The sequence below is a fragment of the Streptomyces sp. Xyl84 genome, from assembly GCF_059731885.1.
Map to the genome: position 1 here is coordinate 3,746,455 of NZ_AP029182.1, position 12,746 is coordinate 3,759,200.

General features: G+C 73.9%; 11 protein-coding genes. 3 read left to right on the plus strand and 8 right to left on the minus strand.

Going from position 1 to position 12,746, the window contains the following annotated elements; translation table 11 throughout:
* Window positions 1-50 precede the first annotated feature (50 nt).
* Window positions 51-794 carry a YcnI family copper-binding membrane protein gene (locus tag AC6I72_RS16245; RefSeq protein ID WP_498001556.1) on the minus strand — a complete coding sequence of 248 codons (744 nt, stop codon included), beginning with the start codon at window positions 792-794 and terminating at the stop codon, window positions 51-53.
* Between the two features lie 208 nt (window positions 795-1,002).
* Window positions 1,003-1,875, minus strand: coding sequence for a hypothetical protein (locus AC6I72_RS16250; protein ID WP_498001557.1), 873 nt, complete (start codon window positions 1,873-1,875; stop codon window positions 1,003-1,005).
* Between the two features lie 224 nt (window positions 1,876-2,099).
* Between AC6I72_RS16250 and AC6I72_RS16255 the strand changes: the two genes are divergently transcribed.
* Window positions 2,100-2,543: an ATP-binding protein gene (locus tag AC6I72_RS16255; protein WP_498001558.1), complete on the plus strand. Its 444-nt coding sequence runs from the start codon at window positions 2,100-2,102 to the stop codon at window positions 2,541-2,543.
* Between the two features lie 229 nt (window positions 2,544-2,772).
* Here AC6I72_RS16255 and pdxR read toward each other — a convergent pair whose 3' ends face one another.
* The 3 genes from pdxR to AC6I72_RS16270 form a co-directional block, all read right to left on the minus strand.
* Window positions 2,773-4,164, minus strand: coding sequence for a MocR-like pyridoxine biosynthesis transcription factor PdxR (gene pdxR / locus AC6I72_RS16260; protein WP_498001559.1), 1,392 nt, complete (start codon window positions 4,162-4,164; stop codon window positions 2,773-2,775).
* Between the two features lie 67 nt (window positions 4,165-4,231).
* Window positions 4,232-5,692: an aminopeptidase P family protein gene (locus AC6I72_RS16265; protein WP_498001560.1), complete on the minus strand. Its 1,461-nt coding sequence runs from the start codon at window positions 5,690-5,692 to the stop codon at window positions 4,232-4,234.
* Between the two features lie 112 nt (window positions 5,693-5,804).
* Window positions 5,805-7,352 (minus strand): PP2C family protein-serine/threonine phosphatase, encoded by a 1,548-nt coding sequence (locus AC6I72_RS16270; protein ID WP_498001561.1) that lies wholly within the window; start codon window positions 7,350-7,352, stop codon window positions 5,805-5,807.
* Between the two features lie 501 nt (window positions 7,353-7,853).
* Here AC6I72_RS16270 and AC6I72_RS16275 point away from each other — a divergent pair.
* Both AC6I72_RS16275 and AC6I72_RS16280 read left to right on the plus strand, forming a co-directional pair.
* On the plus strand, window positions 7,854-8,519 hold the full coding sequence (locus tag AC6I72_RS16275) for a bifunctional DNA primase/polymerase (protein ID WP_498001562.1): 666 nt from the start codon (window positions 7,854-7,856) through the stop codon (window positions 8,517-8,519).
* A 284-nt stretch (window positions 8,520-8,803) separates the two neighbouring features.
* Window positions 8,804-9,355 carry a hypothetical protein gene (locus AC6I72_RS16280; protein ID WP_498001563.1) on the plus strand — a complete coding sequence of 184 codons (552 nt, stop codon included), beginning with the start codon at window positions 8,804-8,806 and terminating at the stop codon, window positions 9,353-9,355.
* 265 nt (window positions 9,356-9,620) lie between these two features.
* Here AC6I72_RS16280 and AC6I72_RS16285 read toward each other — a convergent pair whose 3' ends face one another.
* The 3 genes from AC6I72_RS16285 to AC6I72_RS16295 form a co-directional block, all read right to left on the minus strand.
* Complete coding sequence (locus AC6I72_RS16285) at window positions 9,621-10,586, minus strand: DUF5926 family protein (protein WP_498001565.1); 966 nt, start codon at window positions 10,584-10,586, stop codon at window positions 9,621-9,623.
* Window positions 10,587-10,976: 390 nt separating this feature from the next.
* The gene (locus AC6I72_RS16290) at window positions 10,977-11,615 is read right to left on the minus strand and encodes an ATP-binding protein (RefSeq protein WP_498001567.1); all 639 of its coding nucleotides are present in this window, start codon (window positions 11,613-11,615) and stop codon (window positions 10,977-10,979) included.
* A gap of 119 nt (window positions 11,616-11,734) precedes the next feature.
* On the minus strand, window positions 11,735-12,562 hold the full coding sequence (locus AC6I72_RS16295; protein ID WP_498001568.1) for a glycerophosphodiester phosphodiesterase: 828 nt from the start codon (window positions 12,560-12,562) through the stop codon (window positions 11,735-11,737).
* Window positions 12,563-12,746 lie beyond the last annotated feature (184 nt).

A 12,746-nucleotide genomic window follows, 5' to 3' on the forward strand; every position in this document is an offset into this window, starting at 1 on the left:
CCGTACGGCGGACGGCGTGCGGCCCCGGTGCGCGGCGCGGGCGTGCAGGGTCAGGCGGCGGTCCGGCGGCGTCCGGCGAACACGCCGTAGGCGACGCCGGCCGCGCCGACGACGATGCCGACGATGCCGAGGGCGCGGGCGGTGGTGTCGCTGCTGCTGCCGTTCGCGGCGGCGGCGGTGGTGGTGCCGGCGGCGGACTCGGAGCCGGCCGAGGCCTTCTGGGCCGCGCCGCCGTGGGCGTCGTCCGCGGCGGTCAGCTGGAGCGTGGGCGCCGGGTTGTCGGGCTCCGCCTGGCCCTTCTGCGGCACCTCGATCCAGCGGACGACCTCCTTGTCGGAGTACGTCTGCAGGGCCTTGAAGACGAGCTGGTCGGCGTCCTGGGGCAGTGCGCCGAGGGAGAGGGGGAACTTCTGGAAGTAGCCGGGCTGGACGCCCTTGCCGTCGGCGGTCCAGGTGACCTTGGAGACGGCCTCGGAGATCTTCTCGCCGTGCATCTCCAGCGGCTTGGCCAGCTTGGACTTGGTGACCTCGATCTTCCAGCCGTCGATCGGCTCCGGCATCACGGAGGCCAGCGGGTGGTCGGCCGGGAAGCTGACCTCCAGCTTGGTGGTGGAGGCGTTGTCGCGCTCGTTGGGCACCTTGAAGTCGACGACGGCGTAGCCGCCCTTGGCCGCGGCGCCTTCCGGCTGCACGGTGACGTGCGCGAACGCGGGGACGGACACGGCGAGGACGGCCGTGCCCGCGAGGGCGCCGACGGTGGCGAGACGAGAGGTCTTGCGGCTGATGGCCTTCATCACGAAGAGCACTCCACTTCGAGTGGGTCCGGTGTGTTCCGGTGGTGTTCCGGTGGTCGGGAGAGGCGCGTGCGCCGGACGTCCGCCGGTGCGTCCGACGGTGCGGACCAACCCGGGAGACGGGCACGCGCGTGTGCCGCACGACGGCGGCCACTCCCTCCGGCGGGACCCGGTCGGCCGGGTCCGGTGGAGCGCTGGTCGCGTCGCGTCAGGCAGCGAGGGCGAAGGAGGCGGCGGGCGGGCCGCGGCGGATCACCGTGTGCTGGAGCGCGGTGGTGGAAGGAGGGGGCAGGACGGAGTCGGCGGCGCGCGCAAGGCGCGGTCCGGTGCCCGGTGCCGTCGGCAGCCCGGCACACAGGGCGCACGCCAGGGCGAGCGCCCCGCGCAGGGACCGTACGAGCGCGCCCTCGGCGACGCCGTGCGCCTCCAGCGCCATGAGGCGGAGCAGCGCGAGGTCGCCGTGGCGCAGCAGCCAGCCCGCGGCCAGCGCGGCGAGCACGTGCCCGAGCAGCATGGGCAGGGACGGCAGCAGCGACAGCAGCGAGGCGACGGGGCCGGCGGTCGGCAGGGCGCCCGCCGGGTGGGCCGCGGTGGCCGGGTCCTGGGCCGTCGCCGGGTAGAGATGGGCGTCGACGAGGATCCGGTAGGCGCGGGCCGGGGTGATCCCGGCGGTCGTGGTCCCGCACATGTACCGCGCGGCCCGCTCGACCAGCGCGGCGTCGGACAGCGTGTGTCCCGCGTGCGCCGCGGAACCGGACGGTCCCGGCATGCTCGCCGACGCCATCGGCCCCATGGCCATGGCGCCGTGCTGGCCGAGGGCGAACAGCGCGTGCAGTACGGTCTGGCCGAGTGCGAGCAGCGCCGCGATCCCGGGCAGCGAGCGTGCGCGTCCGGCCAGCGGGACGACGACCACGAGTGCCCCGAGGAAGCCCGCGCCCAGCGTCCACAGCGGGACCGCCGCGCACGAGCCCAGCGTGTGACCGGCCGCGGCCAGCACGACGCAGACCGCGGCGAACACCGCGGCCCGCAGCAGCCGGAGACCGCGCCCGGCCGGTGCCGTGCGCGAGTGGGGGGCAGTCATGGCGCGCTCATCATCCCACTGGGCACCGGGGCGCCGTACGGCAGGTCCACAAGATGCGGTACCTCCGGGTGGGTCACGTTCTGCGGCGGATGGTCCCACGCATACACCGATTCCGTTCGCACCACATCCGCCGGACGGGCGTTTCCGCGTCAACTCGGTGCTTACGGCCGGGCACGCGGGGCAATACGTAACGGTATGTCGAGCCGCGGCCGGGAGGCTGGAGCATGAGCATCTGGTGGTCACTGCATCTGCGGCGTGACGCCGCGAGCGTGCCGCTCGCCCGCCGGCTCCTGCTCGGCACCATGGAGACGGCGGGCGTCGACCCCGACATCTCCTACGACCTGTCCGTCGCGTTGAGCGAGGCGTGCGCGAACGCCGTCGAGCACGGCGGGGACGCCGCCTGCGGGGCGTACCGCGTGACTGCCTACCTCGACGGGGAGAAGTGCCGCATCGAGGTGGCCGACACGGGTCCCGGCTTCCCGGCCGGCGGCCACCGGGTGCCGCTGCGCGCCCCGCACGCGGAGGCCGAGCACGGCCGTGGCCTGTGCCTCATCCGGGAACTCGCCGACCACGTCCACATCGGCAACAAGCCGGGGCGCGGCGGAGCGGTGGTGAGCTTCGACAAGATCCTGAAGTGGCGCGAGGACGCACCTCTGGTGGCGGTCTAGGCCCTGTCGTCACATTCCCGCCTGCCTCGCGACGCCATGCACGCACTCTCGCCGCACCGGGCCCAGACCCGAGTACGTCCGGTACGAGGGTCAGGGCCCGGCACGCCGAGAGCACGCACCTGACGCCGCGAGGCCCGCCCTCCGGGCGGACGACGGCAATTTGACGACAGGACCTAGGACGGGCAGGCCCCAGGACGGTCCCGGCCCTCGCGGGCCGGCGTCCAGGGCCTCAGACCTCGTCCAGGATCTTCGCCAGGACGTCCAGCGCCTCGGGGTAGATCCGTTCCCTCGGCGTCCCGTAGCCGACGACGAGGCCCTGCGGCCGTCCCGCGCCGGGGGTGTGCCAGTGGTCGGCGAGGCGGCCGAGGGCCAGTGACTCCGCCTCCGCCCGGGCCAGCACCGCCTCCTCGTCGTCGACGTCGACCAGGGCGTGCAGCCCGGCGGCGATCCCGCGCACCCGGCGGCGCGGGCCCAGCCGGTCCAGGAGCTGGTCCCGGCGGCGCCGGTAACGAAGCCGGCACGCGCGCACGTGCCGGTCGTAGGCGTGGCTGTCGATCAGTTCGGCGAGCGCCAGCTGCCCGATGGTCTCGGTGTGGTGGTCGCTGTGCAGCTTGGCGTCGGCCACCGCGTCCACCAGGTGCGGCGGAAGGACCATCCAGCCCAGCCGCAGCGCCGGGCCGAGGGTCTTGGAGGCGGTGCCGAGGTAGGCGACGTGACCGGGCGCCATGCCCTGGAGCGCGCCGACGGGCTGGCGGTCGTAGCGGAACTCGCCGTCGTAGTCGTCCTCGACGATCAGGGCACCACGCGCGCGTGCCCAGTCGGTCAGCGCCCGCCGCCGCTCGGGGTGCAGGGTCACACCGGTCGGGTACTGGTGCGCGGGGGTGACGACGACGGCGCCGTGCTCGCCCAGGTCCTGCGCCCGCACCCCCCGCTCGTCCACCCGTACCGGCACCACGGTGCCGCCGTTGTGCCGGACCACGTCCCGGTGGAAGGGCAGTCCGGGGTCCTCCATGGCGACCGAGGCGCCGTCCAGCACGCGTGTCAGCAGGGCCAGGCCCTGCACGTACCCGGCGGTGATCACGATCCGCTCCGGCGGCGCGATCACCCCGCGGGCCCGGCCCAGGTAGCCCGCCAGCGCGGTGCGCAGTTCGATCCGGCCGCGCGGGTCGCCGTAGTCGTACGCCAGGGAAGGCGCCGTCGCTATGGCGCGGCGCAGCGCCCGCAGCCAGGCCGCCGCGGGGAAGGCGCCCACGTCGGGGCTGCCGGGCCGCAGGTCGAAACGGGGTGCACGCGCGCGTGCCGCCGCTCCGGGCTCCTGCTGGTCCACGGCGGGCAGGGCGGCGACGCGGGTGCCGGAGCCCTGGCGCGCCGTCAGGTACCCCTCGGCGACCAACTGGTCGTAGGCCGCCTTCGCGGTGCCCCGGGACACGCCCAGCTCGGCTGCCAGCCGCCGGGTCGCCGGCAGCCGCGAGCCGGGCGTGAGCCGCCCGTCCCGCACGGCGTCCCTGAGCGCCTTCTCCAGGCCCGCACGGCGGCCCGCCGCCGCGTCCGGTTCCAGATGCAGGTCCACCCCGACCGCGGACCAGAAGCCGTCCGCGTCCCCGAAGTCCCCGATGTCCACGAAAACCCTCCCCCTGGGCATGTGTACGGCCGGGCACCGCTCGGGTGCCCGGCCGCTGTTCCCGGTGTCAGCCCTTCAGGGCCGCCATCCACGTCTCGACCTCGTCCGAGCGGCGCGGCAGGGCGGCGGACAGGTTCCGGTTGCCGTCCTCGGTGACGAGGATGTCGTCCTCGATGCGGACGCCGATGCCGCGGTACTCCTCGGGGACCGTCAGGTCGTCCGCCTGGAAGTACAGGCCGGGCTCGACGGTGAGGACCATGCCCGGCTCCAGCGTGCCGTCCACGTACGTCTCCGTGCGCGCGGCGGCGCAGTCGTGGACGTCCATGCCGAGCATGTGCCCGGTGCCGTGCAGGGTCCAGCGGCGCTGCAGGCCCAGCTCCAGGACCCGCTCGACGGGGCCCTCCACCAGGCCCCACGCGACGAGCTTCCCGGCGAGCACGCGCTGGGCGGCGTCGTGGAAGTCGCGGTACTTGGCGCCCGGCTTCACCGCCGCGATGCCCGCCTCCTGGGCCTCGTACACGGCGTCGTAGATCTTCTTCTGGATCTCGCTGTACGTGCCGCTGACCGGCAGGGTGCGGGTGACGTCGGCGGTGTACAGGGTGTGGGTCTCCACGCCCGCGTCCAGCAGCAGCAGGTCGCCGGAGCGGACCGGGCCGTCGTTGCGGACCCAGTGCAGCGTGCAGGCGTGCGGCCCGGCGGCGGCGATGGTGCCGTAGCCGACGTCGTTGCCCTCCACGCGCGCGCGGAGGAAGAACGTGCCCTCGATGTAGCGCTCGCTGGTCGCCTCGGCCTTGTCGAGGACCTTCACCACGTCCTCGAAGCCGCGCACCGTGGAGTCCACGGCCTTCTGCAGCTCGCCGACCTCGAAGTCGTCCTTGACCAGGCGGGCCTCGGACAGGAAGACGCGCAGTTCCTCGTCGCGCTCGGCGGTGACCTTGTCGGTCAGGGCCGCCTCGACGCCGGCGTCGTGGCCGCGCACGACACGGACCGGGCCGGTGGCCTCGCGCAGCTTCCCGGCCAGTTCGCGCACGTCGGCGGCCGGGATGCCGTACAGCGCCTCGGACTCGGTCAGGGAGTGGCGGCGGCCGACCCACAGCTCGCCCTGGCCGTCGAGCCAGAACTCGCCGTTCTCCCGGTCGGAGCGGGGCAGGAGGTAGAGGGTCGCCCGGTGGCCGTCCGCGGTGGGCTCCAGCACCAGGACGCCGTCCTCGGTCTGGTTGCCGGTGAGGTAGGCGTACTCGACCGAGGAGCGGAAGGCGTACTCGGTGTCGTTGGAGCGGGTCTTCAGGTTGCCCGCCGGGATCACCAGGCGCTCACCGGGGAAGCGAGCGGACAGCGCGGCGCGGCGGCGGGCGGTGTGCTCCGCCTGCCCGACCGGCTCCAGGTCGCGCAGCTCGGTGTCGGCCCAGCCGGACTTCATGTTCTCGGCGAGCTCGTCGGACACGCCCGGGTACAGGCCGTTCTTGCGCTGCTTGATCGGCTCCTCGCTCTCGGTCTCCGGGGTCTCCGGGATGAGCTCGTCCGCCACGGTCTTCCTCCTCGATACGGCACTGGACCACCCCCATCGTACGGTCGTACGGAAGGGGCCCGGGGGGTGAGCGCCTGTTACGGGAGCGCCGTCACCTGCGGTGTCCGCGGGCCTACTCGAAACGTGCCGCCAGCAGCACCACGTCCTCCGTGCCGCCGGTCACGTCCAGGCCGTCGGGCAGGACGGTGCGCAGCACGTGGTCGACGACGGCGTCCGGGTCGTGGCGCACCGCGCGCGGGACGCCGGCCGCGGCGGCGTGCAGTCGCGCGAAGGCGCGGTCGACGGGGTCGCCGGTGCGGTGCAGCAGCCCGTCGGTGTAGAGCAGCACCGTTTCGCCTGCGCTGACCTGGAACTCCACGCTGGGCGCCTCCCAGCAGGCGAGCATGCCCAGCGGCGCGGACACGGTCGTCTCGACGTACTCGGTGCGCCGGTCGCCGACCAGCAGCGGCGGGCAGTGCCCGGCGCCGGCGACGGTGATCCGGCGCAGCTCGGGCTCGCAGTAGGCGAACAGGGCGGTCGCGCAGCGGGCGGGCTCGGTCAGCCGCAGGAGCAGTTCCAGGTCGGACAGGACGGCGACGGGGTCCTCGCCCTCCATCACCGCGTACGCCCGCAGGGAGGCGCGCAGCCGGCCCGTCGCGGCGACCGCGCCGGGTCCGGTGCCGGTGACGGAGCCGACCGCGAGGCCGAGGGCGGCGTCGGGCAGGGGCAGCGCGTCGTACCAGTCGCCGCCGCCGTGCGGGCCGGTGCGGCGGCGGGCGGCGAGGTGCACGCCGGGTGTGCGCGGCAGCCGGGACGGCAGCAGTTCCTCGGTCATCGCCGCCATGCACGCGCGCGTGCGTTCGCACTCGATCAGGCGTGCGAGGTGCTCGGTGGCGAAGCGGACGTAGAGGCCGGCGAGGTGGCGCTGCCGGTCGGTCGGTTCGGCGGGCTCGTCGTAGAGCCACAGGGCGGCGCCGAGCCGGCCGGCGGCCTCGGTGGTCAGGGGCAGCGCGTACCCGGCGGCGTAGCCGAGGCGGGCGGCCACCTCGCGGTGGCGGGGGTCGAGGCTTTCCTCCGCGAACAGGTCGGGGCGCACGATCTCGCCGTCGCCGCCGGGCAGTCCGGCCGCGGTGTCGAGGAGGGCGCCGTAGGGCATGGCGTGGCGCGGGACGGTCTCGATGTGGCCGAGGTCTGCGCGGGCCAGGCCCAGACCGACGGTGGTGTCGGGGCCCAGCCGGTCGTCCGGTTCGAGGACGAGGAGGCCGCGCCGGGCGCCCACCAGGGCCGCTCCGGCGTGCAGCAGCTCCTCCAGGGCGGCGTCGAGCCGGCCGGTGCGGGCCAGCCGCTCGGTCAGTTCGTGCAGGGTCGTGAGGTCGGAGACCCAGCCCGCGAGCCGGTCCTGGAGGAGGGCGCCCGCCGGGTGGGCGGTGTGCGGGGAGTGCGCGCTGGGCGCGGCGGCGGCCGGGGAGGCGTCCGGGGCTGCGGAGGCGGGCGCGACAGTGTGGGCGGGTGCGGGAACCGTTGAATCGATTCCGGCCACTTTCTGAGGGTGAGGGGCGTTCATGGTGTCCGGCTTTCCGGCCGGTGCGTACTGCTCAAAAGCATCGCAAACCCCCATGTCATTCTGCGCCGCCAGCAGTGTCTCCACATGTACACGCACTCGTGAGGGGATGTCCAGCATTGTCCTGCTGGGATTCCTGGTGTCAGAGGGCCGGCCGTGGTTGTCCTCCTGGACTCTTGCGCATCAACGAAGTTGGCTTGAAACTGCCTCGGGTAACGGCCTATTGCGGTCGACTGGTTTCGTTCCACAGAGCGTCACAGCGGTCGTGATGGGTACGTACTCGGAGAAGACCAGGGGTGGTTGGGAACCGCCCGGAACCTGGTGACGGACCCGGGCGTCCTATCCACCGACGGCCGTGCCCCATCCTCGCGTGACGGCGGCGGAGAGCAGAACGAGCGACGGCAAAACGCCATGCTCCGCCACCCCGCGCCACGCCCATGCTCTTGAGAGACGCGTATGGGCAGGCTGTCGCGGAAGCAGCCGGTGCCCGGCCCGAAGGGGATCCCCGTGCCGAAGGCAGGGGTGTGATGCGCCAACAGGTACGCCCAGTGAAGTGATCGACACATGGTGTGATGTGGCCCACGGTGTTGCCAGCGGTGCAACGGAAAGGAACGAGCGCTCATGCGCGAGATCCCCGGAAGGCGACGCAGGCTCCTGTCCCGGCGCGGCGACGGGAGGACCGAGCCGATCGACGCGGCCCTGACCTTCGCCGCCCAGTGGCAGTGGCCCGTGCTCCCCGGCGTGGCACGGGACCCCGGGCGGCCCGCCCGCTGCGGCTGTCCCGACCCCGAATGCACGGTGCCCGGCGCGCACCCCTTCGACCCGGGCCTCCTGGCGGCCACCACCGACGCCCGGATGGTGCGCTGGTGGTGGACCAACCGGCCCACCGCGCCGATCGTCCTGGCCACCGGCGGCGGGGCACCCTGCGCGGTGAGCCTGCCGGCCCTCGCCGCGGCCCGCGCCCTGCGCGCGCTCGACCACGCCGGGGTGCGGCTCGGCCCGGTCGTCGCCTCGCCCGCGCGCTGGTCGATCCTCGTCAGGCCGTACTCCATGGAGCAGCTCGGCGAACTCCTCTACGCCAAGGACTTCGTGCCCGGCTCGCTCCGCTTCCACGGCGAGGGCGGCTACCTCGCCCTGCCGCCCTCCGAGACGGGGGCCGGGCCGATCCGCTGGGAGCGCGCCCCGCTGCCCGGTTCCGCTTCCCCCTGGGTGCCCGATGTCGAGGCCGTCGTGGACGCCGTGGTGGACGCCCTCACTCGTAAGGGTGTGAGCGCGCCCGAGTTGTAGGGGCGTCGGGCGCGCCGGGGTCAAACGCCCGTTCTGGTCGTTATCGTCCCTTCATGCTGCGCGATCTCCAGGGACACCGAAGCGGACACCCGAGCGGACGCCGAGACGGCCACGAAGAAGGACACCGGGGCGCACGGCCGGACGGGCAGCGGGACGGAGATCCGTGCGGACGCGGAGACGGCCGGGAGACCGGCTGCGCGCACCGGCACGACGGGCCCGGGCACGGCACCGGGGACGGGCCGGGGAGCGGGTCCGGGCGGTCGCGCGGTGCTGATCCCCGGCGGATGCGTCTGCTCGCCCTCATGGGGGTCGTGGCGTGCGCCGTCGCGCTGCCGCTGGCCGTGGCCTCCGCGGGACAGGTGGGCGACCGGGTCGGTGCCGCCGGCGCGCAGTCCACCGCGCCGGCCCGGCCGCGGGGCGACGAGAAGATGCCGCCCGCCGCTCCCGCCCCTGCGCCCTTCCTGCTCGGCCTCGGGCTGGCGACCGCCGCCCGCTGCGGTCCCGAGGTCTCCTCGCCCGACGGGGTCGAGGCGCAGACGTGCGTGCTCACCCAGGGCACCGACACCTGGGCGCGCACCTACTACCGCAACGCCACGGGCCGGCCTCTGGACGCGGCCCTGACCCTCATGGGGCCGGGCGACCGCACCGTACGCACGCAGTGCGCCCTGGACGGCGACGACGAGCCGGACACCTGCGAGACACCTCGCGAACGCACCCGCGGCGCGTCGGCCGCCTACACGGCCGTCACCGAGTTCGCCGGGCGCGGGGAGCGGACCGGGAGCGGGCCGCTGCTGCTGCGCTCGGGAAGCAACCCGTCTGCAGGAACGGGGAGTTGACCGACGGCTGCGCTCGGTGAGCGGCGGCGCACATGGAAAGACCCGGTTGCTGGCGACGGGGGATGCACCAGCAACCGGGCTATGGGAACGGTAACAAGAGATCGGCGGTTCGCAAATTCGATCCCGGGTTTCCAGTCACCTCGTGGGTCGTCTTTCCGGACACGCCGACTCGCCTGCGCAACGCGGGAGTTGGAACTGGAGCTGCCTGTTCCGCGCGGGGCGTCCGGCTGGCCGGTCGGTCAGCACCGGCCGGCCCGACGGCGGCTCAGCTGAGGGTGACCTGGCGGTTGGTCAGGCCGCCGCGGGCCCGCCGCTCGTCACCCGTCAGCGGCGTGTCGTCGGCCAGGGCACCGGCCAGCCGCTCGGCGAACTCGGCGGCCGGCTTCTCCGCGTCCTGGGCGCCGAAGCCGCTGGGCAGGTCCCAGACGGGCACCGTGAGGCCGTGGGCGCGGAAGGAGCCGACCAGGCGGGTGCCCTCACCGAGGCTGGAGGCGCCCGCCGCGTGCAGCCGCGCGAGAGCGTCCAGAAGGTGCTCCTCGGGGTGCGGCATGACCCACCGCAGGTGGTTCTTGTCCGGGGTCTCGCACCAGTAGGCCGCCTCCACGCCCTGCAGGCGCACGGTCGGGATGGCCGCGGCGTTGGCCCGCTCCAGGGAGGCCGTGACCTCCGCCGTCGCGTTCTCCGCGTCCGGGACCCAGAACTCGAAGCCCTCGTGCACCACCGGCTCGAAGGGGGCCGACAGGTCGAGCAGGTCCTGCAGCCGGGGGCCGTCCGCCGGGGCGCGGCGGCCCTGCACCGGGTTGCCGGGCTCCGCCTCCAGCGCGCGCAGCAGGGTGTCGGCGAGGTCGCGGCTGATGTCGCCGGACGCCGTGTCGTTCTGCAGGCCGATGAGCACCGAGCCGTCGTCGCGGCGCAGCGCGGGCCAGGCCATCGGCAGCACGGTGGCGAGCCGCACCGACGGAACGCCCTCGGGCAGGCCGTCCTTGAGCGTCAGCTCGGCCGTGGCCGCGGGGACCAGTTCGCGCAGCGCGACCCAGTCGCACTCACCGGGCAGGCCCTCGAACGGCCGCTGCACCAACTCGGTCACCGCGTGCGCGGCGGCCCGGCCGTGGCAGGCCTTGTAGCGCCGGCCGCTGCCGCACGGGCACGGCTCGCGGGCGCCGACCACCGGGATCTCTCCGTCCGTGAGCTGCGGGCGCTTGGCCTTCGTCTGGGGTCGCTTCTTGGCCATCTGGGTGTCTCCCGGTTACGGCTCGTCTTGTACGGGCGCGAGCCTAGTCGTTCACACCCTCGACGGCGGGAAGCTGTGGACGAGACGGGCGTTGTGGACAACTCGGGGCCGGGTGCTCGACGACATGTACGAGCGGCGCACGCGAAGCGGGGCAGGCGAACGGGCCTTACGGAGAGTGGTCGCAGCGGGCGTGCGAACGGGCTGGAACGAGGGTCCGCGTACGAGGGGTGCGTGCACCGGACGCGGACGAACGCTGAGCGCGCGGGAGGACGTACCGGCGCGCGGGCCCGGGGAGACGCAGGTGTCGCGTTGCCGGTGTACGGCCGCCACGCGCGCGGGAGGCCGGGTGAGGGGCGGGCGGGCCCCTCCCGCCCCCTGTTCACCTGTGCTTCAGCCCAGATCGTCGAAGGCGTCCACGAAGTCCAGTTCGGGCAGCGCCGCCACCGCCGGCGCGGCGACGCGCGTGGCGAAGTCGTCGCGGCGGTGGCCGGCGTCCGGGTCGTGGACGTCGGCGTGGACGACCACCCACACGGTGACCTCGCCGCGGACGTCGTCCCGCACTCCCCAGTCGTCGCAGAGCGCCGTGATGATGTTCAGCCCGCGGCCGCCGTGCGCGGTGACCGACGGGGTGGCGGGGGCCGGGCGGGTCGGGCCGCCGCCGTCCGTCACCTCGACCAGCAGCCGGCCCCTCGCGTCGACGCGCCAGGCGGCGCGGACGTCACCGTCGCCGGTCAGGGCGCCGTCCAGTGGACGACCGTGTTTGCAGGCATTGCTCAACAGTTCGGAAAGGATCAGAACGGCATCGTCGATGACCGATTCCGCCACGCCACCCCTGCGCAACTGTGCGCGCATCCGGTGCCTTGCTTCCCCCACGCCCGCAGGGCCATGGGGTACGGCCATGCTCGACGACGTGGGCACCTCCTGTGCCACCACCAACGCCACCCCCGAGACCTCCTTCGCCCCACGCCACGGTGTGGATGCCCCATTGGCCTGAACCGGAAACCGGCCATTCGCCGCCCGGCGACGCATTCGCAACGATCGAACACGCGCCGAACGCGCCGGAGCACTCCCTGTGACGGTGTGGCTGGATCTTGCCTGTGTGACAGGGGTCGGCCCGGGGCCCGGTCGGCAGGACCGGTCGGAGTGTCTCAGCGGCCGAGCTGGTGCAGGACCGCGCCCGGGCGGTTGGTGATGACGGCGTCCACGCCCAGCTCGACGCAGAGGGCGACGTCCTCCGGCTCGTTCACCGTCCAGACGTGCACCTGGTGACCGGCGCTTTTCAGCCGTTCGACGTACGCCGGATGACTGCGCACGATGCGGATCGAGGGGCCCGCGATCCGGACGCCCGCCGGCAGCCGCCCGTCGCGCAGCCGGGGGGAGACGAACTGCATCAGGTAGACCGTCGGCAGCGTCGGGGAGGCCGCCCGCACCCGGTGCAGGGAGCGCGCCGAGAAGCTCATCACGCGCACCGCCGACTCGGCCGGGGAGGCGGGGGCGTCCAGGCCGAACCGCTTCAGCAGGGCCAGCAGCCGCTCCTCGACCTGCCCGGCCCACCGCGTGGGGTGCTTCGTCTCGATGGCCAGCTCCACCCGTCGGCCCGCGTCGGCGACGAGTTCCAGCAGCCGCTCCAGGGTGAGGACGGCGGTGTCCTCGGGGTCCTCGGGCCGTACGACCCAGTCGGGTTCCTCGTCGCGGCCCCGCCAGGTGGCCCGGGAGCGCCAGGAGCCGAAGTCCAGCGCGGCGAGGTCGGCGAGTTCCAGGGCGGACACCGCGCCGCGGCCGTTGGACGTACGGTTGACGCGGCGGTCGTGCACGCACACGAGGTGGCCGTCCGCGGTCAGGCGTACGTCGCACTCGAGGGCGTCCGCGCCGTCCTCGATCGCCGTCCGGTAGGCGGCCAGGGTGTGTTCCGGTGCGGCCTCGGAGGCTCCGCGGTGTGCGACGACCTGGATGTGATGCTGCCGTGCGTGGGTCACCGCGTCATGGTGCCACCGCCGCGGGCCCGCTTGGTGGCGGACGGCTGTCGATAATGTGTCCGTTTAGGGCGTGATGACCTATATAAGGAATGGCGTCCGACCCACAGCATCGGCTTATGGTGCTCTGACGGCTCGTGGGAAAAGCTGACGACATACAGATGCACATGCACAGCTGGAGCACGCC